We start from the raw sequence: 22,304 nt of genomic DNA, 5'->3' as shown, positions 1-22,304 counted from the left end.
AGTCTATAAGTGTTGCGCTCCATGCAACATTAGCCACCCCTGTTCGCGAGGACGTAACGCGGCTGCAAAATGATGCAAAATATTAACTGATTAACCTTTGGCGGGCACCATTGCGCCGATTTGAGACACCGGATTTGGCGAGGTGGATTGCAGCGGACGCCTATGCTTTCCCAGCATCAGACAAGCAGTCAACGAATCACATTTCTACAGGTGACGGGAAAACGGATATGAAAAAGCAACTGGCACTTTCGGCAGCGATTCTATCGCTCGGCATGATCGCCGCACCGGCGCAGGCCGACATCATCGATTACAACGTGACGAACGCGACCGGCGGCAGCTGCCCGCACGGCCTGTGGACCAATACGCTGAACAGCGGTTGTGAGCGTTACTACTCGTTCCAGGATGGCACGCGCTTCTCGGTTGATACCGATGCCGGCACCGGCACCTTCACCGGCACCGCGATCAATCCCTCGGGCACCGTTGCAACCCTGAACCTGTCGCTCAGCGGTCTGCTGGACACGCTCAATGGCACGGGCTTTGACTACAAGGCCGGTGGCGGCGCATACGATCCCAGCACGCAGGACTATTTCACCAACGCATCGGGCACCATCACGATTGGCGGCGTTACCTACACGCTGAACCCCAACGATCCGCTGGCGGGTGACACCACCTTCCAATTCGGCCCGGGCACCAATGACAAGACCGGCGATTTCGGCGGTTCGGCATGGCTCAACATCCTCGATCCGCACGGCAATGTGCTGTCGCACTTCGACATCAATTTCGATCTCGCACGGGTTCCCGGCACGCCGGTTCCGGCTCCGGCTGGTCTGCTGCTCTTCGGTCTTGGCCTCGGCGGCGTCTATGCTGCCCGTCGCCAGCGCCGCAAGGTTGCTGCCTAAGTTTCTCTGGCAAGAGAGAGTGGCAAGGGGCGTGGTTCTGCGGAACCGCGCCCCTTTCTTTTTGCCTGCGACCGCCCGCCGATCTTAGCCAAGGTTTAAACCATTTGCGCTAGGACGCGCGCATGAAATTGCACCGCACCCTGCTCGCCACTGCTGCCGCATTCACGCTCGCTTCGTGCGGAATGTTGGGCGGCGATCCTGTGTCAGATGGCATCGCCGCTTACGAAGCGCGCGATTACCGCACCGCGCGCGTCGCTCTGGCGACAGCCGTCAATGATGCAGAAGCCCGCAGTCCCGAAGTGATCGACTTCTACGCCCGCACGTTGCTGGCGCTGGAAGACGGCGAAGCGGCGGAACGGGTCATCCAGATGCTGCGCGACAGCGGCAGCCCGCCCGCCGATATCGACGCATTGGCTGCGCACGCGGCGCTGCTGCGCGACGAATTCGAGCTGGCGCTGGAGCGCGCCGCCGCAGGGCCCGCCGGGCCGCTCGCCGAGTGGGTCAGCATCCGTGCACTGGGTGAGCTTGACCGCAATGACGAAGCCATTGCCCGCGCCGATGCCGCTATCGAAGCCTTCCCCGACAATGCCCGCCTGCTCGCCATGCGCGGGGCAATGGCGATTGCCATGCGCCAGCCGACCGCAGCGAAGGATTATTCGGTGCGCGCGCTGGAAGCCGATCCGGTTGACCATGACGCGCTGATGCTCGCAGGCCAGCTTAGGGTTATGCGCGGCGACTGGGAAGAGGCGCTGGCTTTCTACGAGACCGCGCGCGAGGAACATCCCGCTAGCCTTGCCGCGCTGTTCGCGCTCGCCGCAACGCACGCTGACCTGGGCAATAATGACGAAGCCGATGCGCATCTCGAAACGATCCTTGCCATCGCGCCCGGCCATCCGCTGGCCTTGTTGCTCGACGCCAAGCTGGCCTTTGCCGAAGGCGATCTGAACGAAGCGCAGGAGATTCTCCAGCAAGCCGAAGGCGAGATCGGCAAGATCCCGCAGGGCCGCTTGTTGATGGGCGAATTGGCCTATCTGCGCGGATTCCCCGCGCAGGCCATCGCGCATCTCGAGCGCTTCCTGCAATCGCAGCCGGGCCATATGCATGGCAGCACCGTGCTCGGCCGCGCTTTGCTGGAGGAAGGGTCTGAGCGCGAGGCGTGGCAACTGGTCGCCCCGCTCGCCGACAGCGCCACCGCGACGCCGCAACTGCTCGCGCTCGCTGCCGAACTGGCGCCGCGCGTGGGAGAGGAAGACCGCTTCTCGCGTCGCGTTGCCACAACGCGCCCCGAGGATTTCGGCGTCCGTGCGCAGGCCGCGCAAGAAGCCTTGCTGGGCGGCGAAGACGAAGAGGCCGAGCGCCTCTACGCCGCGCTGCTCGCCGATGGCGGAACCAGCGATGCGGTGATCCTCAACAATGCCGCGCATGCCGCCTTGCGCGTCGGCGACAATGCCGAGGCCCTGCGCCGTGCGCGCGCCGCGCATGAACTCGCCCCGCGCGATCCGCGCATTGCCGACACGCTGGGCTGGGCGTTGCTCGAAAACGGGCAGGCGGGCCCCGCGCTCACCCATTTGAGCCGCGCCGTGGAAGGGCAACCGGGCAATCTGCAAATCCGCTGGCACTATGCCAATGCGCTGATCGCCAACGGCCGCAACGCCGAGGCGCGGCGGATCATCCAGGATATGCGCGAATTCGCCAGCGCCGACCAGCGCGAGGCGATGGACGCTCTGCTCGCGCGTATCTGATCCTGCGATCAAGCAAACGAAAGGGGCCGCCTCGCACCAGCGAAGCGGCCCCTTTCGCATTGCGCTCTGCGCAAACTTACAGAATGCTGATGAACAGCGTCGAGCTGATCGAGACAGCTGCAAGCGAGGCAAAGATATGGGTTGCGATCGTGCGCATTGGGTTGATCCTTCGGCAGAAAACGTGGACGGTGCGGGCTGCTACCGACCCTGTGCGCCGCATATGGGCTTCGCATGATTATTCTTCAAATGCGAAAGATTCGCCAAGTGTTGCGTATTTTTCAACATAACCCTTGGAGCGCTTTTTGGCGCCATGCTGGACAGTCGCGGCGGCATTGGGCAGAGGCTCGTCATGCAGCACGACTATCTCCCTGATTCCATCCTTATCGTCGATTTCGGCAGCCAGGTCACCCAGCTGATCGCGCGCCGCGTGCGCGAAGCGGGCGTCTATTCCGAAATCGCTCCGTTCAGCCTTGCCGAAGAGGCGTTTCACCGGATGCAGCCCAAGGGCATCATCCTTTCCGGCTCGCCCGCCAGCGTGCCCGACGAAGGCTCCCCCCGCGCGCCGCAAGTGCTGTTCGACAGCGGCCTGCCGATCCTCGGCATTTGCTATGGCCAGCAGGTGATGAGCCACCAATTGGGCGGCGAAGTCCGGCCCGGCCACGAAACGGGAGAAGGCGGCGAGTTTGGCCGCGCCTTCCTCACTGTCACCAAGGATTGCGCGCTGTTCGACGGCCTGTGGAAGGAAGGCGAGCGGCACCAGGTGTGGATGAGCCATGGCGACAAGGTGACGCAGTTCGCCCCCGGCTTCGAAATCGTCGCCACCAGCGACGGCGCGCCATTCGCGGTGATCGCCGATGAGAGCCGCAAATATTACGGGACGCAGTTCCACCCCGAAGTCGTCCACACGCCCGATGGCGGCAAGCTGCTCGCCAATTTCGTGCACAAGGTCTGCGGGCTCGCCGGCGACTGGACGATGGCTGCTTATCGCGAGACCAAGATCGCCGAAATCCGCGAACAGGTGGGCGAGGGGCGTGTGATCTGCGGGCTATCGGGCGGAGTGGACTCCTCCGTTGCAGCGATCCTCATCCACGAAGCGATCGGCGACCAGCTGACCTGCGTTTTCGTCGATCACGGTCTCTTGCGCCTCAACGAGCGTGAGCAGGTCGAAACCATGTTCCGCGACCATTACAACATCCCGCTCGTCGTGGTGGACGCCGAAGAGCGTTTCATGCAAGGCCTCGCTGGGCAAACCGACCCCGAAAAGAAGCGCAAGTTCATCGGTGCCGAATTCATCAATGTGTTCGAGGAAGAGGCGAAGAAGATCGGCGGCGCGGACTTCCTCGCGCAGGGGACGCTCTATCCCGATGTGATCGAAAGCGTCAGCTTCACCGGCGGGCCGAGCGTCACGATCAAGAGCCACCACAATGTCGGCGGCCTGCCCGAACGCATGAATATGCAGCTGGTCGAGCCCTTGCGCGAACTGTTCAAGGACGAGGTCCGCGAACTGGGTCGCGAGCTGGGCCTGCCCGACATCTTCGTTGGCCGCCATCCTTTCCCCGGCCCCGGCCTCGCCATCCGCATCCCCGGCGAAGTGACGAAGGAGCGCTGCGATATCCTGCGCAAGGCGGACGCGATCTATCTCGAAGAAATCCGCAATGCGGGCCTGTATGACGCGATCTGGCAGGCTTTTGCCGTGCTGCTGCCGGTGAAGACCGTGGGCGTGATGGGCGATGGGCGCACTTATGACAGCGTATGCGGCCTGCGCGCCGTGACCAGCACCGACGGGATGACGGCGGACGTCTACCCCTTCGACGCGAGCTTCCTCACCGGCGTCGCCACCCGCATCGTCAACGAAGTGCAGGGCATCAACCGTGTGGTCTATGACTATACGTCAAAGCCGCCGGGGACGATTGAGTGGGAGTGAAGGGGTAAGGGATGACGTCTTTTCAGCTAGGCCAAGGCTCACGCCTATGCTTGCCAAATCTAAAGGCCAATATACAAGGATCCCATCAAGTCTTCGAAAAGCAGTCAGAAGGCGAAACAGCACCGATGCGGCTTGCATAGCGCCCGATGACCAAGTCATGGAGAGGTGATTGTGGGGGTAAAGCTCGCCGGATTATCGAAGCCAAATCCAGCTCGTAGCGGATTAGGCGGCTCGTTCGCCAAAGATCGAGGAAAGACGTTCGCATTCATCGCGCATCGTCAGATGCTGGCATTCTGGCACCTTCTGCTGCTTGCCATAGCGCTAAACGGTGTCACGCCGGTCGCTGCTGGGGCGCAGGAATCGCTGGGTATCAACCAGCGGGATTTCACCGTAAGTACTCTCGGTACACGGCACCAGATCTCGGGTGTCACCGCAAACGGAGCCAATATACGCTACCGGCTTGAGCCCTACCGGCTTACTGCGAGACGCACGGTGCGTATCAATGGCGAACGGATACGCGAAGGGGAAGTGCTGCAGGGATGGGCGCGGAGTGTTGGCGGACAACTACAATGGATTGTCCCGCCATCGCGCGAAGTCACATTAGTGCTGAGCCACAATGTCGCCTACGCGCGACGCAGCGCGGCTGATACAACGCTTGCGCGGATTGATCTACTTACCGGACAATCAGCCGATTCCGGCCTTTCCGGACTGTATTTCGCGCCCTCCTCTTACCCGGTAGCCTATTTCGAAGAACGCGGCGGACAATGGGAGCAGGTGCATAGCTACGCGCCATCCTATGGATATTATCTCGGCATTCTTCCCGATGCAGAACCCGGCGAACTCGCTCTGCTCGACGAGCGAGGGAATGCCGTTGCCATTCTTTCGAACATCGACTCCTCGCGCCCGCGGGAGGTCATTTCGCAAGCTGAGCATGAGCGGCTATTGCAAGCCAATCCGCTGCTACAGCATCAGATGCGCCTGCCCGACAATGATCCGCAGCACGCTTATACGCCCGCGCATTTGCGTCCGAGCCGCTATCTGACGCTATTTGACTATCCAGTGATGGCGACGAAGAATGGCGCGATTGTTGTGCGTCATCGCCAGCCGGACGGTACGATTGCCTGGGGCATATACGGACGCGACGGATCGCTGATGATGCCCATGCTCGACGACCTGCATTTCACTTTCAAGACCGAGATGAATGACAGCTCGGCGCTGCGCCAACAGACCCCATATTTCGCGTTTATGATCCCTCTCGATGCCGCGCGCGGCCTCTATTGGCCGATTTCCGACGATGGCGAAGTTGTGGCCGGCGGCAACGGCGTTCGCGGCATCCGCCCAATTCTGGGCGGCGAGTATTTGCGCGACCGGATGGGTCATTGGCCTTCAGGGTTTGCCAATCCCTGGACACTGACTGGGGTGCTGTGGGAAAATGACGGTGTCGAAAGCTGGGCAATCGCCACCAGCCCCGTGAATGATAACCGTATAGTAGATACCCGCACACGGGCGGTCTGGCAGGATTGGGAAATGATCGACTTCGGCGTGCGCAGCGTCGAGTATTACACGCCCGGCACCGATGCAAATGGCATTCCGATTACCGGTAACACACCACGACCGACCCTGGCGCGTGCGACGGCTTCAATGGGTCTGTTTGCGCGAATGCGGAACGGGCCTGTCTTTATCCTTGTGCCCGATCCGCAGAATAGCGGCCCTGCATCGTGGGTTGAATTGAGTGCGGGCCCGTTCGCAACCTATCAGGATGCGCGTAACGGTCTCACCAGGTACAACAATGCAATTATACAAGAGGCGGGTCAGCGTAGCGAAGAACGCCTCGCAGCCTACAGGGCCGAGCGCGCCAGAAGGGTCGCCGAAAACGAGGAATCACTGCGACGGCTCGCTTTGCGGACTATCGAAGATCGCGGTCCCGGCAGTCCGGCCGATGTTGATCTCTACTGTGCGCATCGCAGCGCGCAAGCCTGTGCGACCATGCGTGCGCGGTGGCAGGAAATCCTCAATCCCCCGCCACCCGATCCGCGCAATTTCCCCGGTGGTTTCGGCGCCTTATGGGCCATGGGCGCTGACGAGGCCTATTCCAATTATCGTGCGGATGTCGCATCGCGCGGCTACACTGGACCGAGCGCCTTGGGGTCTGGCTATTCGTGGTATAACGGCACGCTGTATGGGCCCAACCATCGCGCTATCCGCTAAGCGAAACCTCGCGCTGGCGATGGCAAGCCATAGCTTGCTCGATACGCTCACCAGCGGCGGGCTGGGTGCGGCGCTGTTCTGGCCGTTCGACAATACCCCGCATCTTCGCGCCGGTCACGCCGGTGCGCGTCTCGCCTATCGGGGCCGATTTCCTGTCATGGCGGGGGATCGCAACGCTTGTCTCCGAAGCTGTCTGGATATGGCTCCCTTGCGCGGCACTGGCGGTTGCGGGATGGGGGATACGCCATGCAGCTTCCTCTCGGCCCTGACCCGCGCACTGAAATATTGGAGCGCATCCACGCCGCGCTGATCCGCGCTTTCGGGCGGATCATCCGCCCCGATGACAAGCGCCGCGATCCGGTGTGGGTGCTTGTGCAGGGGGTGATCGGCGCGCAGAGCAAGACGGCGATCTCGAACGCCTCAACCGATGCGGTGAAAGCGCGTTATGGCAGCTGGGACGCGGTGGCCGATGCCGATCTCGGCGAGCTGGAAGCGCTGCTGCGCAACCAGACCTTCCCCTCGGTCGCCGCCGAGCGCCTGCGCGGCTGCTTCCGCGCAATTCGTGATGATCGCGGCGGCGTCGATCTGCGGCATCTCTCCAACCTGCCCGATGCCATGGCGATGGACTGGCTGGAGGCGCTGCCCGGTGTCGGGCGCAAGAATGCTGCTGGGGTGCTCAACGCCAGCACATTCCGCCGCCGTGCGTTGGTGATTGACGGGCACCATCGCCGCGTGATGCAGCGCGCCGGGCTCATCCCGCCGAAGGCCGACACCGCGCGCGCCTATGACGAACTGATGCCGCTCCTGCCCGCAGACTGGTCAGCCGAGGACATTGACGAGCATCATCTGCTGGTGAAGAGACTGGGGCAGACCCATTGTCGGCCAACCGCGCCCCGCTGCGCTGCTTGTCCGATCCGGGGAGACTGCCGCTATGCGGCGCAGCAGCCGGAAGGATTGCCATGAGCTGGGACGACTATTTCGCCGAGGATGCGGGCGCGAACGAGGCGGAGGCGCGGGGCAAATCGCGCACGGTTACGGTCGGCTGGACGGTGCGCTGGCCGGGCAATGGCGATGCCATCTGGGCGCCGCCCCAAGCCTTCAGCCGCGCCGATCCCAAGGCTGTGAGCGCCAAGAGCATACAGGCTTGCCCTGCTGCGATCGATTTCGACCGGCGGCATTTCGTCGTGCCGTGCCCGGTCGATCTGACGCTGAAATTCGAGCGGACACCGCAAGGCCAGATCCAGCTGGTTGATGCGGATGGCGAGCAATCGGGAATGCGTCCGCAAGGTCGCGCGAACCTGTTTATCGTGCAGCCGCCGAACGAATGGCGCGATCCCAATCGCCCCATTGTGCAATTCACCGCGCCCTATATCTTCGTGGCGGACAGCCCGGCCTATGTCGTGCAGACGCCGCCTTATCTGCATTATTTCCCGACGCAGCGCCCCGGCTTGCAGATGGGCGGGCGCTTCCCGATCCATATCTGGCCACGCCCGCTGGCCTGGGCGTTCGAGTGGTATGATTTGTCACAGCCGCTGGTGCTGAAGCGCGGCGAGCCGTGGTTTTACGTGGCGTTCGAAACCGAAAACCCCTCCGCCCGCGTGCGGCTGGTCGAGCAGGAAATGACTGCCGAACTTGACAGCTACGTTACCTCGATCACCGACGTGACCAATTACGTGAACAAAAGCTACGGACTGTTCGCAGAAGCGCAGCGGCGCAGGCCCGAGAAGCTGGTCAAACCCAAGGGCTGACCGAGGGGCCGCTCAGCTGTCGGCGTTTTCGACTTCGCGGTAGGGCACCCAGTCTTCAAGCGAAAGCACGCCTGAGAACATCCCGCTGCTACGGTCAATCGTGCGGATGATGTCGTGGCGGCACAGCTGGCTGCCATACCGCTCGATTACCGGCACATCCCACGGGCCAAGCTGCTGCGGATCGCGCGCCCGGGCCACCCACAGGGTGTCGCCGCGACGATAGGCGAGGCCGACATTTTCGACCACGCGCAGGCGGTTGTCGTTGAATGTCCGGATACAGGTTTGCCCTTCACCTGCGACTTCGCGGTTCTCGACGAGTTCGGCAAAGGCTGCGTCGGCCCGCTCGCTGCGGTCCTGCGCCATGGCCGGTGCCGCACAGGCAAGCACGGCGGTCGCAACGGCTGATGCAATGAAAGTTTTCATATCAATACTCCTGATCCGCCTATCAAGCTCGTCGTGTAACACGGTATCACTGAACGTAAGCTGTCAATCCGATATGCTCGCGCTCATCGAGTCAGTGTCAAGTAAACATTGTAAGACTCGGCTTCCAGATTGGCCTCTCTCCAGAAGTAGAGTTCCACGAACAACTCGCCGCCATCATCACCGGTCTGTTGCTCGATGTGGTATCCCACTGCAACGGGCGCCATGTCGGGATCGATTTCCTCGTCGTCGCGCTGCATCGGGGCAGGGAAACAAGGGCCGACTTCGCGCGCAAGTTCGTCGAGGAAGCGCAAGGCTTGGTGTTGCTCTTCAAACGCCCATTCGCATACGAGATCTACACCGATCCAGTCCTCTTCGGCGTAGACATCCAGAGCACACATATTTGCGTCGCGCGGCAGGGATGCCGATTGGCCAACATAGAGCTGTTGTGTATTGCCGTAGTGCGAGCGGACCTCGACTTGTCGCGCTTGGTAAGGGCTCGGCGAAGCCAGTGCTCGGATGACGCTGCAAACATCTTGCGCCAATGCAGCTGTGGGAACGGTGAGCGTCGACAACGAGGCAAGCCCCGCCATCAGGCCGCGCATCACTGTGCAGCTCCGGTAACAGAGGCATCGGGCACATTGCCATCATCCGCGGGGCCGCCCGCCAGGATGAAACGCCGGTCGCAATAGCCGCAATCGACATAGCCTTTCGCATCGATCTGCATCCACACGCGTGGATGGCCGAGGCTGGCGGGCTTGTAATTCTCTCCGCCGCGGATGTCTCCGGCGCCGTCACACCAGACGCGGGACGTATCGACGATTGTGCTTTCAGGTGCGTGATCCATGAGCATTGCCTCTATCGCTTTACGCGGGCGGCGAAAAGCCCCTAAGAGCGCACATATGAGCGACGCAGCCATCGAAATCCGCGATTTGCGCAAGGAATATGCGGGCACCAAGAACGCCCCGCCCAAGCTGGCGCTGAAGGGGGTGAGCTTCGATGTGCCCGAAGGCATGGTCTTCGGCCTGCTGGGCCCCAATGGCGCGGGCAAGTCGACGCTTATCAACATCATGGCCGGGCTGGTGAACAAGTCGGGCGGACAGGTGAAGATCTGGGGCCACGATATCGACACCGATCACCGCAATGCGAAGCTTTCGATCGGCATTGTGCCGCAGGAAATCGTCTTCGACCCGTTTTTCACCCCGTTCGAAGTGCTGGAAAACCAGAGCGGAATGTATGGCGTTGCCAAGGCTCTGCGCCGTTCCGAAGAGCTGCTGCGCGCGGTGCGGCTGGAAGACAAGCGCAACGCCTATGCCCGCACCCTGTCAGGCGGGATGAAACGGCGGTTGCTGATCGCCAAGGCGATGGTGCATTCGCCGCCGATCCTTGTGCTCGATGAGCCGACCGCAGGTGTCGATGTCGAATTGCGGCGGCAATTGTGGGAGCTTGTGGGCGAGCTGAATGCCGAGGGCGTGACCGTGGTGCTGACCACGCACTATCTCGAAGAAGCCGAGCAATTGTGCGAGCGCATCGCGATTATCAATCACGGCGAGCTGATCGCCAACCGCCCGACCCGCGAACTGGTCGACATGGCGCGCGAGAAAATCGTGCGGGTGACGGTCGACAAGGATCTGGCGGGGCCGGTGGTGGAGGAAGGCTTCCTCAAATCCGAAGTGACGGGTGAGCGCACGCTCGAAATCACTTACGACCGCGATGCCTCTTCTGCGGGGCAGATCCTCGCGATCGTGCAAAACCACGGTTACACGATCGAGGACGTAACGACGCGCGAGGCGGACCTAGAGGACGTGTTCGTGCAGCTGACGGGGAGCGGGGCCTGATGCAAACAGACGTCCTCATCATCGGCTCCGGCGCGGCCGGGCTTACCGCAGCGCTTACGCTCGCACAGAGCTGCAAGGTGCTGGTGCTCGCCAAGGGCGATTTGAAGAGCGGCTCCACCGCTTGGGCGCAGGGCGGGATTGCCGCCGTGCTCGATGCGGGCGACACGTTTGAAGACCATATCCGCGATACAATGGTGGCGGGCGCGGGGCTGAATGACCGCGAGACGGTCGAGTTCGTCATCGAACGCGCGCCTGCCGCGATAGACCGGCTGTGCGAGCTCGGCGTGCCGTTCAACCGCGATGCGGGCGACCTCCACCTTACCCGCGAAGGCGGGCATTCGCACCGCCGCATCGTCCATGTCGATGATGCGACCGGCTGGGCGGTGCAGGCGGCGCTGCTCAAAGCCGCCGAGGAAAATCCCAACATCACCCTGCTGCCGCATCGCACTTGCGTCGATCTGATCACCGGACGGCATGAGGCGAAGTTCTCCGGCTCAGGCCGCGTTTGGGGTGCCTATGCCCTTGATGTAGCGAGTGGCAAAGTCGAGGCCTACACCGCCAAGTCGACGATCATGGCGGCGGGCGGGGCGGGCCGCGTTTACCAGTTCTCCACCGCGCCGCGCGGCGCGACGGGTGACGGGATTGCTATGGCTTGGCGGGCGGGCGCGCGGGTTTCCAATATGGAAATGATGCAGTTCCACCCGACCTGCCTCTACAATCTCGACGTCAAAAACTTCCTCATCACAGAGGCGGTGCGCGGCGAGGGGGGGCATTTGCTCCACCCCGAAACTGGTCACCGCTTTATGGCGGATTACGATGCCGAGCGCATGGAGCTTGCCCCGCGCGATGTGGTGGCCCGCGCGATTGACGACCAGATCAAGCGCTATGGTCTCGATTACGTCCATCTCGATATCAGCCACCAGCCGGCCGATTTCGTGAAAGGCCATTTCCCGACCATTTATGACAAGCTGCTGGGCCTCGGCATTGATATGACGGTGCAGCCGATCCCCGTCGTGCCCGCGCAGCATTACACCTGCGGCGGGGTGGTGATCGATCTTGATGGCCGCACCGATCTGCCCGGGCTCTATGCAGCAGGCGAAGTCACCGAAAGCGGGCTGCACGGCGCGAACCGCTTGGCGTCCAACAGCCTGCTCGAATGCTTCGTCTTCGGCGAGGCCGCGGCACAGGACATTCTCGCGCATTGGGACGGGTTCGAAGCGCCCCCCGCCATCCGCGAATGGGACGAAAGCCGCGTGACCGATTCCGATGAAGAGGTCGTCATCAAGCAGAACTGGACCGAAATCCGGCGGATGATGTGGAACTATGTCGGTATTGTCCGCACCACCAAACGGCTTGAACGCGCGCAGAACCGGATCGAATTGCTGCGCAGCGAGATCGAGGATTATTACGGCAATTTCCGCGTGACGACCGATCTTATCGAGCTGCGCAATCTGCACCAATGCGCCGACTTGATCGTGAAGAGCGCGCTGCGCCGCCACGAAAGCCGGGGGCTGCATTATATCACCGATTATCCGGAACTGGCCGAAGAGGTTCGCGACACGGTGCTGGTGCCTTGAGCACCTGTTTCTGCGCCGTTCATTCCCAAAGGGATATTTGAAGTCCTATGAGCCTGATGATCATTCCCGCCGCAGTGCTCGCCATAATGCAGCCGCCTACGCCGGGTTTGGGTGAGCAAACCCCACCCGATGTCATCACTATCGGCGATGATCTGTTTGCGACCAATGGCGAGACGCTGTTCGTCTACCGCTCGACCAACGACAATCTCGGTGTTTACCATAGCGACTACAGCGAACGCTTTCTGGTGGCGATTGATGTCGCGACCGGGGAAGAACAATACTGGCTCGTCTACCGCGCGCAGCGCGACCAGATTTATGACGAGGCGACCGGAGACGAGCGGATCGAAGTGACATATTCCGACCGCGAGGACTGGCACGATCCCTATCAGATCATCGCCGATGCCAATGCGTTTCTGCTTGAACGGGTCGGCACCCCGCCGCCACCCGCCATCATCCCGCAACCCGGCGGAATTCGCCTCTCCTATGGATCCGGCCAGCAATTCGACATATATTATGCGCCCTCGGTTGCTCGCGCCCGCGCCTCGCTTGCCGAGCTGGCCCAGCGCATGAGCGATGTTCCGCGTATGGCGCCAGTCTCCACGCGGGAGCTTTTGGAAGACCGGCAGATCGATTGGGACAGCTGCTCTTTCACCGCGCTCGGCCGCCCGCTTGGCAGCGGCGAGGGCGCGTTCCAGATCATCCGGCTGCGCTGCCATGATGGCGAGGACATGGAGCAGACCTCGCTGTTGCAGGTCGTTCGCGTGAACGGGGCGGACAGTGCGCCTTAGCGCCGCAATGCCGCATTTCCCCGCGCGTCAACGCGGCCCAAACTCTTCCGTTTGCTAGCTGTGGAGGCCATATCTTGCTCGTCTCAACTCTTCTCGCCCTGACGGTCTCCACCGCTGACCCGGTGCCATTTCTTACGGTCACCCGCTCCGCCACAGGGATCGCCACGACGCAGATCGAAATCGGCGTTTTGCCCAGCACCGGGCCTTACCATTATTGGCTGCGGCGCGTGGAAAGCGGGCAGGGTATGGCGACGGTCCATTGGGCCGACACGCATAGCTGCGCTGTCGCCAGCGATGTCATCAGACAGGCCATCGAAGTCGAGCCGCCGGGTATCCATATTCCGGGCGTGCCGATCTCACCCGATGGCTCGGTCGTCATCACGCTCGACGGGGTGCAATACAGCTTTGAATCGCGCGCGCATTACGGGGACAACGTGTCGTCGAACATCCGCTTCACATCGAATGTCGGTACGCCTTTGGCAGACTTTGTCGAGGACAGTATCGGCGTGCTCGAAGAATGCTGGAGCGAGACCGCGCCCGACGCGCTCTATCCCTCGCCCGAATAACCGTCGAGCTCGTCGCCCTTCACCGTCACCACGTGCACCAGATTAGTCGCGCCCGACTGGCCGAAGGGCACGCCTGCCATCACCGCCAGCCGCGATCCGGCGCTGGCAAAGCCGTGGCGCAGCGCCATGCGCTTGCCCTTCGCAACCATCTCTTCAAAGCTGCCGATATCCTTGGTCGCCACCGGATGCGCGCCCCAAAGCAGTGCCACGCGGCGGGCGACGCTGAGATCGGGGGTGAGCACCATCACCGGCACCGCGGGCCGTTCGCGCGCCACGCGGCGGGCACTGCTGCCGGATGAAGTGAACACGCCGATGGCGCCGATCTTCACCGTGTCTGCAATCGTCATACAGGCGTGCGCCATTGCATCGGCCGTTGTCGGGTCGGGCGGGGTGTCGAGCAGGCGGACGCGTTCCTTGTAAAGCTCGTCCGATTCCACCTGCCGCGCGATGCTCGCCATCATCAGCACTGCTTCTTCGGGCCAGTCGCCCGCAGCTGTTTCGGCTGAAAGCATCACCGCATCCGCGCCGTCATACACCGCATTGGCCACGTCGGAGACTTCGGCGCGGGTGGGGGCGGGGCTTTCGATCATGCTTTCGAGCATTTGCGTCGCCACGATAACCGGCTTGCCCGTCAGGCGCGTTGCGTTGACGATCTTCTTTTGCAGCGGCGGCACTTCTTCGGGATTGAGCTCCACGCCCAGATCGCCGCGCGCCACCATGATCCCGTCAGCCTGCTCGATGATTTCATCGAGACGGCGGATGGCCGAGGGCTTTTCGATCTTGGCGCAGAGCGAGGCGCGCTGCTTGCCATCGGTGCCGGTCATCAACCGGCGCGCTTCGGCAAGGTCATCGGGACGCTGCACGAAGCTGAGGCCGATCCAATCGACGCCCTGATCGAGCGCGAAGGCCAGATCCTTGCGGTCTTTCTCGGTGAGTGCGGGGATGGGAATTTCCGCATCGGGCACGTTCACGCCCTTGCGGTCCGAAATCACGCCGCCGACTTCGGCGCGGCAGACCAGCGTTCCGTCTTGCACTGCGGTGATGCGGAAACGCATCTTGCCATCATTGACGAGCAGCCGCTGCCCGACCTCGACCACGTCCAGGATTTCCGGGTGCGGCAATTCGACGCGGGTGGCATCGCCGGGTTCGGGATTGCGGTCGAAGGTAAAGGTCGCGCCATGCGCAACGGTTGCGCGGCCATCGGCAAACTTGCCGACGCGCAGTTTGGGCCCTTGCAAGTCGGCCAGAATGGCAATCGGCTTGCCGAATTCCTCTTCCAGCGCGCGGATATTGGCGATTGTTTTGGCGTGCATCGCGTGCTCGCCATGGCTCATATTGACGCGGAACGCATCGGCGCCCGCCATGAACAGGCGGCGCAGCACATCGGCATCGGCGGTTGCGGGGCCGGTGGTGGCAAGGATCTTGACCTTGCGGCCTCTCGGTTGGAGCTTTGGAGCGGTTTCGGTAGCCATGAGAAACAGCCTATGGCACCACTATGTGACAAGACAAGTCACCATGATGCGAGGCATTGGTATGCACGAGACGCCTGACCCGTTGGACGCGCTGTCCGACACGTTGGCCGCCGCCGCTTTCCGCCGGCTGGTGCTGCATTTGCAGCACCGCCACGATGCGCAGAATATCGAGTTGATGGGGCTGGCAGGCTTCTGCCGCAACTGCCTTGCCGACTGGATTTTGGAAGCAGGCTTCGATGGCGATAAGGCTGCCGCGCGCGAACTGATCCACGGAATGCCGATGGCGGAATGGAAGGCCACCCGCCAGAGCGAGGCGACCGAGGAACAATTGGCGCGGATGCAGACGAGCCTCGCCAAGAACGCGCCCGACCTGAGATAAAGTTTTCCCGCCTGTGGAAAGGGGACTTCACCCGCCAACGTGGCAAAGCTAATCGGGCGCTCAACCGATTCTCGAACATTCTTGGAGTTGCCCTACATGGCCGAAGCCACCGACGACCGCCTGCGCCTGCTGATCGAACGCATCGAGCGCCTCGAAGAAGAGAAAAAAGGCATCGCCGACGATATCCGCGACGTTTACGCGGAAGCCAAGGCCGTGGGTTACGATCCCAAGATCATGCGCCAGATCGTGCGCCTGCGCAAAATGGATGCGAACGATCGCAGCGAGCAGGAAATGATCCTCGATACGTACAAAGCCGCGCTCGGCATGGGGTGAATGTGGAGATTATCGGCGGGTTTTCGCCAGTAAAACGGGCACTTGCCATAACATAGCCGGTCTGCCAGCTTCTCCGGCGAATGGAGGGCTTGGCTATGATCGGAATTTGCAGGCACATCGGCGCTGCGGCACTGGCCGCGTGCTTGGCATTCAGCACACCTGCGGCAGCGCAGCAGAACCTGCCATTGCGGGCGCAGGAAAGCTACAACCACCCGCACAGCGGTATCGAAGTGCCGGCCACGCTTGGCGGGTATCCGCGCACCACCGCCCGCGCCTATGCCGAGGATCATCTTGATGTCGGCATGAATTTCGAGTCACCCGATCGCGGCGAGGTGCTGAGTTTCTATGTCTTCCGGAACACCAACGGCTCTGTGCCGGTGTGGTTTTCGCAGGCGCAGGCAGCGATCGAAAGCCAGTCCGGCCTCGACAATCCGGCTGTAGCTGTCGCTCCGGAGAGCTTCAGCCTTCCGGGTTCGGACGTAAGCTCGGCTTTGCGCGCGGTCTACGCGCCGGGACGGCGCAGTGTCATGCGCTCGACCGGCGTGGTGCTGTTTACCCTCAATGGCTTTTACGTGAAGATTCGCGCATCCTCTGCGAGCCGCTCACCTGCTGAACTGGTAGCGTGGATGGATGCGGCGCTGGCAGAATTGGTGCTGCCGGGAAATGCAGGCGAGGCTGTTGCGCCCGTAGAGGATTGCGCGGATGAGCTCCGCTTCCGTGGACGTTCGCGGGATGCCGAGACGAATCCCGTCGGTTCGCTTTTCGGAAGTCTGGTTGTCTCCGAGATTGGATCCGACCTCGAAGAGCTCGACGAAGGCGCGGCCATGGCCGCTCCGGCAGTTTGGTGCCGCGATGACGAGCTTGAGCCGACGCAGATCGTGTATCGCGCTGATTCTGCTGAAAACTCCTATCTGATCGCGCTCGGCGATAACGGTAATGCCATAGCAGTCGGCCCCGATGGTTTGGGCGCTCTGTTGTCAGAGGATGACGACGTGGAAGTGTTTAGCCTACGACTCATTATGGCAGCTCGGACGCTCAACCTTGTCTCGCAAGACCGCTTGCCACGGCCCAGCCGGGTCATGGAATTGCTGATGGAGGAACGCATTGTCGGCTCGGTCTCGACATGGGGCGAAGATCGAGCAATTACTATTGACTCAGGCGCGCTCTGACGACGGGTTGCTCTTGAAATCCCCTCTGTTTTACCCAGATAATACAGCAGCGAACCGCAATTTCAGGAGGACTTCACTATGGCACGCGAATGGAAAGATGCGCGCGGCATTCCCGTTACCACTACGCCTACGCTCGAAGGGCGGCCGATCCAGGACTATCTCGGCATTGTGACGGGCGAAGTGATCGTCGGCGCTAACGTGTTCCGTGATCTGTTTGCCAATATCCGCGATATCGTGGGCGGGCGCTCGGGCAGCTACGAGCGCATTCTGGCCGACGCACGCAACCAGGCGATTGAAGAGCTGCAGGCCGAATGCGCGAGCCGCGGGGGCAATGCGGTGGTCGGTGTCGACCTTGATTATGAAGTGATTGGCGCGAACGGTTCGATGTTGATGGTCAGCGCCAGCGGAACCGCAGTGAAGGTCTGATGCGTGGCGACCGCAAGGCGGCTGGATGGCGGCGATCTTGCCGGTTTCCGGACGATGAATGCCATCTTCGCCGAAGCGTTCGGGGAACCGCACAACTATGCCGACCGGCAGCCGGATAACGACTATTGCGGGCGCTGGCTCGCCAATCCGGACAATATCGCAATCCTCGGATATGACGGTGACCAGCCGGTTGGCGCCCTTGCGGGCTACGTGCTCAACAAGTTCGAACAGGCCCGGCGCGAGCTCTACATTTATGATCTCGCCGTGCTCGAAACCGCGCGGCGGCGCGGTGTCGCCTCGGCGATGATCGAAGAGATGCGGCGGGTCGCGCGCGAGGTTGGCGCGTGGACGATCTTCGTGCAAGCCGATGTGTTCGACGAGGACGAGCCTGCGCGGTTACTCTACCGCAAGTTCGCCTGCGAAGAGATCATGGCGCACCACTTCGACATCGCGCCCTAATCCCCGCTGAAATTCAGCTCGATCAGCGCCCCCTCCGGCCCGCGCACGAAGATCTGCCGCGCGCCGGTGGTTGCGCGGTTGTCCAGCTCGCGGATGGCGTGACCACGCGCCTTCAGCCGCTCGCGCATCGCCGCATAGCCCTTGCAGGCAAAGGCGACGTGGTTGATCACGCCATCGCCCTCTACCCCTTCGCGCAAATTCACATGGACGGGCGCGTGGCCGCTCGCGTCGTGCAGCCAGCTGTTCACCGCGCCATCGCGCCCGGGCGCAGGGCGCGCCTCCAGTCCGAACACGTCCTCGAAGAAGCGCAGGGTCGCCGCCATATCGCCGGTGCTGATGTTGAAATGGTCGAGCCCTTTTAGCATCTTCATTACCTCCCGCTTGCCCATGCGCGCCGTGCTGCGTTAAGGGGCGGGCACATCCCATTTCAAGAAGATTAGCGAAAACCCATGGCAGGCCATTCCAAATTCAAAAACATCATGCACCGCAAGGGTGCGCAGGACAAAAAGCGTTCGAACCTGTTTTCCAAGCTCAGCCGCGAAATCACCGTGGCGGCGAAAATGGGGATGCCCGATCCGGACATGAACCCGCGCCTGCGGCTTGCGGTCAACGCCGCCAAGGCGCAGTCCATGCCCAAGGACAATATCCAGCGCGCGATCGACAAGGCGTCGACCAATGATGGCGAGAATTTCGAGGAAGTGCGCTACGAAGGCTATGGCCCGGGCGGCAGCGCGATCATTGTCGAGGCGCTGACCGATAACCGCAACCGCACCGCCACCAATATCCGCACCGCCTTTTCCAAGAACGGCGGCAATCTCGCCGCATCGGGCGCGGTGAGTCACGGGTTCGACCGCAAGGGACTGATCGAATATCCGGCCAGCGCGGGCGATGAGGAAACCGTGCTGATCGCCGCCATGGAAGCGGGCGCGGACGACATCGAGAGCAGCGAGGACGGGCACACGATCTGGACCGAGGCAGATGCTCTGCACCAGGTCGCTGGCGATCTGGAAAAGGCGCTTGGCACAGCAGACAGCGTGAAACTGGCGTGGAAGCCGACGCTGACCGTTGCCATGGATGAAAAGGATGCGGGCACGCTGCTCAAACTGGTCGACGCGCTCGACGACGATGATGACGTGCAGACCGTGTGGGGCAATTACGACATTTCGGATGAGGTGATGGAGAAGTTGGGGTGATGAACTCCCTTCCCCCTCAGGGGAGGGGCTTCAAGGATGTTGATCCTCGGCCTTGATCCCTCGCTCAGCTGCACCGGCTGGGGCCTTGTGCGCAGCGAGGGTTCGCGGTTGTCGCATATCGCCAACGGGCAGGTGAAAACCGATCCGAGCGCGCCGATGGCCGCGCGGTTGGCGCAATTGTCGCGCGAAATTGCGGCGGTGATCGCGGAGCATAAGCCGGATCGCGCCGCGTGCGAGGAAGTGTTCCTCAACAAGAACCCGCAATCGACGATCAAGCTGGCGCAAGCGCGCGGCTGCGTGCTGGCTGCATGCGGCGCGTCGGCTTTGGAGGTGCGCGAACACGCGGCGCGGCTGGTCAAAAAGGCGGTTGTCGGCACCGGCGGGGCGGAGAAAGCGCAGGTGCAGGCGATGCTCAAAGTGCTGCTGCCGGGCGTGGCGGTGGCAGGTGCCGATGCGGCGGATGCTCTGGCAGTGGCGATTGCGGACGCGCATTTGGGGTAGTGAGGCAGTAGGCAGTAGGCAGTAGGCAGTAGGCAGAAGGGCTTTCGCGCTTCCCCACCTCCGTTCGTCCTGAGCTTGTCGAAGGACTGCTTTTCCTTCAAATTCGACGCCAAGCTCCGAAGAAAATGCAGCCCTTCGACAGGCTCAGGGCAGTCGGGTGAGAGGTTGGATTGAATGTATCTCGTCGTCTTCCGCAACCGCAAACGCGCCGATATCGACCGCGAGGCCTATCTGCGCGATGCCGCGCATATGGAGGCCATGGCTGCCCGCCAGCCGGGCTATCGTAGCTTCAAAACCTACACCGCCGATGATGGCGAGGTGATCGCGGTATCCGAATGGGATGACGAGGCAAGCGCGCGCGGCTGGGGTCGGCAGGAAGAGCACCGCCAGATGCAGGCCTTCTCCCGTGCGCAATATTACGCCAGCTACACGCTGTTCGCTTGCGATTCCCCAAGGATTCACACTTTTGCCGCAAAGGATTAGACATGATTGAGATCTACGGAATTCCCAATTGCGACACGGTGAAGAAAGCACGCACATGGCTGGACGCGCAGGGGCTCGATTGCACCTTCCACGATTACAAGAAGGAAGGCGCGGATGCGGCGAAGCTGGAGGCATGGATTGCCGAGAAGGGCGTCGATACTGTGCTGAACCGGCGTGGGACGACCTTTCGCAAACTGTCCGATGCGGACAAGGCAGACATCGACGCGGCCAAGGCCGTCGCGCTGCTTGTCGAGCATCCGAGCATGATCAAGCGGCCGGTTGTCGAGTATGCTGGCGGCATATTGGTGGGGTTCAAGGAAGGCGAATGGGAAGCGGCGCTGTGTTGAGACTATTTCTCGTTATAACAGTGTTTTGCTGCGCAGCATGGAGTGCAGCATTATCCCCTGTTATGGCGCAACAAATAGAGGAGCCGGAAATGCTCATTATCGCCCATCGCGGCGCCAGCGGGGAGCGGCCCGAGCACACGCTGGCGGCCTATGACCTCGCTATCGATCAAGGGGCCGACTATATCGAGCCCGATCTGGTGGCGACGGCGGACGGCGTTCTGGTCTCCCGCCACGAGAACGAGATCTCGGGGACGACCGATGTCGCCGACCGCCCTGAATTTGCGGGTCGCCGCACGACCAAGGTGATCGACGGCGAGGAAGTGACCGGCTGGTTCACCGAGGACTTCACGCTCGCCGAATTGCGGACGTTGAGGGCGCGGGAGCGGTTGCCTTACCTGCGGCCGGAAAACACCGCCTATGACGGACTGTATCAGGTGCCGACCTTGGCCGAGATCATCGCGCTGGTGCGGGCGCGCGAGGCAGAGACGGGTCGGGTGATCGGGCTCTATCCTGAAATCAAGCATCCCGGCTATTTTCAGGACATCGGAATCGACCTTGCCCATCTGCTCGTCGTGCAGATGAACGCTGCGGGCTATTCGGGCCGTGATGCGCCGGTGTTCATCCAATGCTTCGAGGTCGCTCCGCTGGAGCGATTGGCATCGATCACAGAGCTGCGGCTGGTGCAATTGATCGCTGCCGACGGCGGGCCTGCTGACAACGGGACCATGAGCTACGCGCAAATGATCACCGACGAAGGGTTGGCACAGATAGCCGAGTATGCCGCCGGCATTGGCGTCGATATACGGCTGGTTCTTGATGCGGAAGGTGGTTCAACCGGACTTGTTGCTCGCGCTCAGGAACAGGGGCTTGCCGTTCACGCTTGGACACTCCGCCGAGAGAACGCCTTTATGCCGCCGCGACTCGCCACCAGCGATAATCCGCGCGGTGTGGGAGGGTTGCCGCCGTTGATGGGATTGCTGGTTGCTGCCGGTGTGGACGGGATTTTTACCGATCACCCCCAAGCGGCTGTTTTCTTGCGGGAGAGCGGCAATTACGAGCCGTGACGCGCGCTCAAAATGTAATTCAGCGCCATATCCTCGCTCAGATGCAGGCCCTTCATCGGTGAAAAGGCGATGCCCTGCATCCGCGTCACCACCAACCCAGCCGCTTCGAGCATCGCGGTCAGCTCGTCGGGCGTGACGAAGTCCTCCCAGTGGTGCGTCCCCTTGGGCACCGCGCCCAGCGCCTCCGCGCCTTCGACCAGCAGCGCGCGGCTCGCCAAAGTGCGGTTGGGCGTCGACATCACCAGCAGACCATCGGGCGCGAGATGTGCGGCCAGCCCGTCGAGAAACGCGGCCTTGTCCGCCACGTGTTCGATCACTTCCATGCTCGTCACCAGACCGAACTGGCCCAGCCCCAGCGAACCCAGCTCGCCCGGCACGTAGCGGATATCCAGCCCCGCGCCTTCCGCGTGCAGGGCGGCGACTTGCGTGTTCTCCGGCGCGGCATCGACGCCGGTCACTTCGCCGCCCATGCGCGCCAAGGGCTCGCACAGCAGCCCCGCGCCGCAGCCGACATCGAGCGCGGTCTTGCCCGCCAGCGGCTTCACGCTTTGCACATCGCCGCCCCAATGCAGGTCAATCGCTTCACGGAGGTAGCCGAGGCGCACGGGGTTCAGTTTGTGCAGCATGGCGGAGGAGCCCTTCGGATCCCACCACTCGCGCGCCAGCTTGCCGAAATGCGCGGCTTCCTCCGGCCGAATGGTCGCCGAACTGGTTTCACTTGTGACAGTTGCATCGCTCATGCCTTGCTCTTAACAGCGCGCATTCGTT

The 22,304-nt window shown here is 62.2% G+C and carries 28 protein-coding genes; 22 read left to right on the top strand and 6 right to left on the bottom strand.

What is annotated here, in order from left to right:
* Positions 1-227: 227 nt before the first annotated feature.
* From ACS0VV_RS12765 to ACS0VV_RS12730, 8 genes are all read left to right on the top strand, one after another.
* On the top strand, positions 228-899 hold the full coding sequence (locus tag ACS0VV_RS12765) for a PEP-CTERM sorting domain-containing protein (protein WP_483533069.1): 672 nt from the start codon (positions 228-230) through the stop codon (positions 897-899).
* Between the two features lie 122 nt (positions 900-1,021).
* Positions 1,022-2,641: a tetratricopeptide repeat protein gene (locus ACS0VV_RS12760; RefSeq protein WP_483533068.1), complete on the top strand. Its 1,620-nt coding sequence runs from the start codon at positions 1,022-1,024 to the stop codon at positions 2,639-2,641.
* A gap of 89 nt (positions 2,642-2,730) precedes the next feature.
* Positions 2,731-2,928: a hypothetical protein gene (locus ACS0VV_RS12755; RefSeq protein WP_483533067.1), complete on the top strand. Its 198-nt coding sequence runs from the start codon at positions 2,731-2,733 to the stop codon at positions 2,926-2,928.
* A gap of 62 nt (positions 2,929-2,990) precedes the next feature.
* The gene (gene guaA, locus ACS0VV_RS12750; RefSeq protein ID WP_483533551.1) at positions 2,991-4,565 is read left to right on the top strand and encodes a glutamine-hydrolyzing GMP synthase; all 1,575 of its coding nucleotides are present in this window, start codon (positions 2,991-2,993) and stop codon (positions 4,563-4,565) included.
* A gap of 282 nt (positions 4,566-4,847) precedes the next feature.
* Entirely contained in the window at positions 4,848-6,773 is a 1,926-nt protein-coding gene (locus tag ACS0VV_RS12745) for a hypothetical protein (protein ID WP_483533066.1), read from the top strand.
* A 19-nt stretch (positions 6,774-6,792) separates the two neighbouring features.
* The gene (locus ACS0VV_RS12740) at positions 6,793-7,083 is read left to right on the top strand and encodes a hypothetical protein (RefSeq protein ID WP_483533065.1); all 291 of its coding nucleotides are present in this window, start codon (positions 6,793-6,795) and stop codon (positions 7,081-7,083) included.
* Positions 7,020-7,736, top strand: a complete 717-nt coding sequence (locus ACS0VV_RS12735) for an endonuclease III domain-containing protein (protein WP_483533064.1) — start codon at positions 7,020-7,022, stop codon at positions 7,734-7,736. The genes ACS0VV_RS12740 and ACS0VV_RS12735 overlap by 64 nt, the downstream gene beginning before the upstream one ends.
* The gene (locus ACS0VV_RS12730) at positions 7,733-8,521 is read left to right on the top strand and encodes a hypothetical protein (protein ID WP_483533063.1); all 789 of its coding nucleotides are present in this window, start codon (positions 7,733-7,735) and stop codon (positions 8,519-8,521) included. The genes ACS0VV_RS12735 and ACS0VV_RS12730 overlap by 4 nt, the downstream gene beginning before the upstream one ends.
* Positions 8,522-8,533: 12 nt before the next feature.
* On the opposite strand, the gene ACS0VV_RS12725 is transcribed toward ACS0VV_RS12730, so the two are convergent.
* The 3 genes from ACS0VV_RS12725 to ACS0VV_RS12715 all read right to left on the bottom strand — a co-directional run bounded on the left by ACS0VV_RS12725 (position 8,534) and on the right by ACS0VV_RS12715 (position 9,788).
* Positions 8,534-8,944: a hypothetical protein gene (locus tag ACS0VV_RS12725; protein WP_483533062.1), complete on the bottom strand. Its 411-nt coding sequence runs from the start codon at positions 8,942-8,944 to the stop codon at positions 8,534-8,536.
* 83 nt (positions 8,945-9,027) lie between these two features.
* Positions 9,028-9,546, bottom strand: a complete 519-nt coding sequence (locus ACS0VV_RS12720; protein WP_483533061.1) for a hypothetical protein — start codon at positions 9,544-9,546, stop codon at positions 9,028-9,030.
* Positions 9,546-9,788 carry a zinc-finger domain-containing protein gene (locus ACS0VV_RS12715; RefSeq protein ID WP_483533060.1) on the bottom strand — a complete coding sequence of 81 codons (243 nt, stop codon included), beginning with the start codon at positions 9,786-9,788 and terminating at the stop codon, positions 9,546-9,548. The genes ACS0VV_RS12720 and ACS0VV_RS12715 overlap by 1 nt, the downstream gene beginning before the upstream one ends.
* A 55-nt stretch (positions 9,789-9,843) precedes the next feature.
* Between ACS0VV_RS12715 and ACS0VV_RS12710 the strand changes: the two genes are divergently transcribed.
* From ACS0VV_RS12710 to ACS0VV_RS12695, 4 genes are all read left to right on the top strand, one after another.
* Positions 9,844-10,779, top strand: a complete 936-nt coding sequence (locus ACS0VV_RS12710; protein WP_483533059.1) for an ABC transporter ATP-binding protein — start codon at positions 9,844-9,846, stop codon at positions 10,777-10,779.
* Positions 10,779-12,356, top strand: a complete 1,578-nt coding sequence (gene nadB, locus ACS0VV_RS12705; protein ID WP_483533058.1) for an L-aspartate oxidase — start codon at positions 10,779-10,781, stop codon at positions 12,354-12,356. Before ACS0VV_RS12710 ends, nadB begins: the two co-directional genes overlap by 1 nt.
* A gap of 47 nt (positions 12,357-12,403) precedes the next feature.
* Positions 12,404-13,144 carry a hypothetical protein gene (locus ACS0VV_RS12700; protein ID WP_483533057.1) on the top strand — a complete coding sequence of 247 codons (741 nt, stop codon included), beginning with the start codon at positions 12,404-12,406 and terminating at the stop codon, positions 13,142-13,144.
* A gap of 74 nt (positions 13,145-13,218) precedes the next feature.
* Positions 13,219-13,710 (top strand): hypothetical protein, encoded by a 492-nt coding sequence (locus tag ACS0VV_RS12695; protein WP_483533056.1) that lies wholly within the window; start codon positions 13,219-13,221, stop codon positions 13,708-13,710.
* Here ACS0VV_RS12695 and pyk read toward each other — a convergent pair.
* Positions 13,692-15,182: a pyruvate kinase gene (pyk, locus tag ACS0VV_RS12690; protein ID WP_483533055.1), complete on the bottom strand. Its 1,491-nt coding sequence runs from the start codon at positions 15,180-15,182 to the stop codon at positions 13,692-13,694. The two genes, ACS0VV_RS12695 and pyk, sit on opposite strands and share 19 nt — an antisense overlap.
* A gap of 61 nt (positions 15,183-15,243) precedes the next feature.
* On the opposite strand from pyk, the gene ACS0VV_RS12685 reads away from it, so the two are divergent.
* The 5 genes from ACS0VV_RS12685 to ACS0VV_RS12665 all read left to right on the top strand — a co-directional run bounded on the left by ACS0VV_RS12685 (position 15,244) and on the right by ACS0VV_RS12665 (position 17,948).
* Positions 15,244-15,561 carry a DUF1244 domain-containing protein gene (locus tag ACS0VV_RS12685; protein WP_483533054.1) on the top strand — a complete coding sequence of 106 codons (318 nt, stop codon included), beginning with the start codon at positions 15,244-15,246 and terminating at the stop codon, positions 15,559-15,561.
* Positions 15,562-15,657: 96 nt separating this feature from the next.
* Positions 15,658-15,894: a DUF2312 domain-containing protein gene (locus ACS0VV_RS12680; RefSeq protein WP_483533053.1), complete on the top strand. Its 237-nt coding sequence runs from the start codon at positions 15,658-15,660 to the stop codon at positions 15,892-15,894.
* Between the two features lie 143 nt (positions 15,895-16,037).
* Positions 16,038-17,063: a hypothetical protein gene (locus ACS0VV_RS12675; protein WP_483533052.1), complete on the top strand. Its 1,026-nt coding sequence runs from the start codon at positions 16,038-16,040 to the stop codon at positions 17,061-17,063.
* A gap of 78 nt (positions 17,064-17,141) precedes the next feature.
* Positions 17,142-17,489 carry a heavy metal-binding domain-containing protein gene (locus ACS0VV_RS12670; protein ID WP_483533051.1) on the top strand — a complete coding sequence of 116 codons (348 nt, stop codon included), beginning with the start codon at positions 17,142-17,144 and terminating at the stop codon, positions 17,487-17,489.
* Between the two features lie 3 nt (positions 17,490-17,492).
* Entirely contained in the window at positions 17,493-17,948 is a 456-nt protein-coding gene (locus ACS0VV_RS12665) for a GNAT family N-acetyltransferase (protein ID WP_483533050.1), read from the top strand.
* On the opposite strand, the gene ACS0VV_RS12660 is transcribed toward ACS0VV_RS12665, so the two are convergent.
* Positions 17,945-18,319 carry a VOC family protein gene (locus ACS0VV_RS12660; protein ID WP_483533049.1) on the bottom strand — a complete coding sequence of 125 codons (375 nt, stop codon included), beginning with the start codon at positions 18,317-18,319 and terminating at the stop codon, positions 17,945-17,947. The genes ACS0VV_RS12665 and ACS0VV_RS12660 overlap by 4 nt on opposite strands.
* Positions 18,320-18,397: 78 nt before the next feature.
* Between ACS0VV_RS12660 and ACS0VV_RS12655 the strand changes: the two genes are divergently transcribed.
* From ACS0VV_RS12655 to ACS0VV_RS12635, 5 genes are all read left to right on the top strand, one after another.
* Entirely contained in the window at positions 18,398-19,141 is a 744-nt protein-coding gene (locus ACS0VV_RS12655) for a YebC/PmpR family DNA-binding transcriptional regulator (protein ID WP_483533048.1), read from the top strand.
* Positions 19,142-19,177: 36 nt separating this feature from the next.
* Entirely contained in the window at positions 19,178-19,642 is a 465-nt protein-coding gene (ruvC, locus tag ACS0VV_RS12650) for a crossover junction endodeoxyribonuclease RuvC (RefSeq protein WP_483533047.1), read from the top strand.
* A 174-nt stretch (positions 19,643-19,816) separates the two neighbouring features.
* Positions 19,817-20,125 (top strand): antibiotic biosynthesis monooxygenase family protein, encoded by a 309-nt coding sequence (locus ACS0VV_RS12645; protein WP_483533046.1) that lies wholly within the window; start codon positions 19,817-19,819, stop codon positions 20,123-20,125.
* A gap of 2 nt (positions 20,126-20,127) precedes the next feature.
* Positions 20,128-20,472 carry an arsenate reductase gene (locus ACS0VV_RS12640; protein WP_483533045.1) on the top strand — a complete coding sequence of 115 codons (345 nt, stop codon included), beginning with the start codon at positions 20,128-20,130 and terminating at the stop codon, positions 20,470-20,472.
* A gap of 62 nt (positions 20,473-20,534) precedes the next feature.
* Positions 20,535-21,536 carry a glycerophosphodiester phosphodiesterase gene (locus tag ACS0VV_RS12635; protein ID WP_483533044.1) on the top strand — a complete coding sequence of 334 codons (1,002 nt, stop codon included), beginning with the start codon at positions 20,535-20,537 and terminating at the stop codon, positions 21,534-21,536.
* Here the strand turns inward: ACS0VV_RS12635 and ubiG are convergent.
* Complete coding sequence (ubiG, locus tag ACS0VV_RS12630) at positions 21,524-22,276, bottom strand: bifunctional 2-polyprenyl-6-hydroxyphenol methylase/3-demethylubiquinol 3-O-methyltransferase UbiG (protein ID WP_483533043.1); 753 nt, start codon at positions 22,274-22,276, stop codon at positions 21,524-21,526. The two genes, ACS0VV_RS12635 and ubiG, sit on opposite strands and share 13 nt — an antisense overlap.
* Positions 22,277-22,304: the final 28 nt, after the last annotated feature.

It is taken from the genome of Aurantiacibacter sp. KMU-128 (assembly GCF_056933515.1).
This window is presented reverse-complemented; position numbering and strand designations above follow the sequence as displayed.

Coding starts and splice junctions, on each gene's coding strand:
- ACS0VV_RS12765 (WP_483533069.1), top strand. CDS start 228: ATGAAAAAGCAACTGGCACTTTCGGCAGCGATTCTATCGCTCGGCATG.
- ACS0VV_RS12760 (WP_483533068.1), top strand. CDS start 1,022: ATGAAATTGCACCGCACCCTGCTCGCCACTGCTGCCGCATTCACGCTC.
- ACS0VV_RS12755 (WP_483533067.1), top strand. CDS start 2,731: ATGAACAGCGTCGAGCTGATCGAGACAGCTGCAAGCGAGGCAAAGATA.
- guaA (WP_483533551.1), top strand. CDS start 2,991: ATGCAGCACGACTATCTCCCTGATTCCATCCTTATCGTCGATTTCGGC.
- ACS0VV_RS12745 (WP_483533066.1), top strand. CDS start 4,848: ATGCTGGCATTCTGGCACCTTCTGCTGCTTGCCATAGCGCTAAACGGT.
- ACS0VV_RS12740 (WP_483533065.1), top strand. CDS start 6,793: ATGGCAAGCCATAGCTTGCTCGATACGCTCACCAGCGGCGGGCTGGGT.
- ACS0VV_RS12735 (WP_483533064.1), top strand. CDS start 7,020: ATGCAGCTTCCTCTCGGCCCTGACCCGCGCACTGAAATATTGGAGCGC.
- ACS0VV_RS12730 (WP_483533063.1), top strand. CDS start 7,733: ATGAGCTGGGACGACTATTTCGCCGAGGATGCGGGCGCGAACGAGGCG.
- ACS0VV_RS12725 (WP_483533062.1), bottom strand. CDS start 8,944: ATGAAAACTTTCATTGCATCAGCCGTTGCGACCGCCGTGCTTGCCTGT.
- ACS0VV_RS12720 (WP_483533061.1), bottom strand. CDS start 9,546: ATGCGCGGCCTGATGGCGGGGCTTGCCTCGTTGTCGACGCTCACCGTT.
- ACS0VV_RS12715 (WP_483533060.1), bottom strand. CDS start 9,788: ATGGATCACGCACCTGAAAGCACAATCGTCGATACGTCCCGCGTCTGG.
- ACS0VV_RS12710 (WP_483533059.1), top strand. CDS start 9,844: ATGAGCGACGCAGCCATCGAAATCCGCGATTTGCGCAAGGAATATGCG.
- nadB (WP_483533058.1), top strand. CDS start 10,779: ATGCAAACAGACGTCCTCATCATCGGCTCCGGCGCGGCCGGGCTTACC.
- ACS0VV_RS12700 (WP_483533057.1), top strand. CDS start 12,404: ATGAGCCTGATGATCATTCCCGCCGCAGTGCTCGCCATAATGCAGCCG.
- pyk (WP_483533055.1), bottom strand. CDS start 15,182: ATGGCTACCGAAACCGCTCCAAAGCTCCAACCGAGAGGCCGCAAGGTC.
- ACS0VV_RS12685 (WP_483533054.1), top strand. CDS start 15,244: ATGCACGAGACGCCTGACCCGTTGGACGCGCTGTCCGACACGTTGGCC.
- ACS0VV_RS12680 (WP_483533053.1), top strand. CDS start 15,658: ATGGCCGAAGCCACCGACGACCGCCTGCGCCTGCTGATCGAACGCATC.
- ACS0VV_RS12670 (WP_483533051.1), top strand. CDS start 17,142: ATGGCACGCGAATGGAAAGATGCGCGCGGCATTCCCGTTACCACTACG.
- ACS0VV_RS12660 (WP_483533049.1), bottom strand. CDS start 18,319: ATGAAGATGCTAAAAGGGCTCGACCATTTCAACATCAGCACCGGCGAT.
- ACS0VV_RS12655 (WP_483533048.1), top strand. CDS start 18,398: ATGGCAGGCCATTCCAAATTCAAAAACATCATGCACCGCAAGGGTGCG.
- ruvC (WP_483533047.1), top strand. CDS start 19,178: ATGTTGATCCTCGGCCTTGATCCCTCGCTCAGCTGCACCGGCTGGGGC.
- ACS0VV_RS12645 (WP_483533046.1), top strand. CDS start 19,817: ATGTATCTCGTCGTCTTCCGCAACCGCAAACGCGCCGATATCGACCGC.
- ACS0VV_RS12640 (WP_483533045.1), top strand. CDS start 20,128: ATGATTGAGATCTACGGAATTCCCAATTGCGACACGGTGAAGAAAGCA.
- ACS0VV_RS12635 (WP_483533044.1), top strand. CDS start 20,535: ATGGCGCAACAAATAGAGGAGCCGGAAATGCTCATTATCGCCCATCGC.
- ubiG (WP_483533043.1), bottom strand. CDS start 22,276: ATGAGCGATGCAACTGTCACAAGTGAAACCAGTTCGGCGACCATTCGG.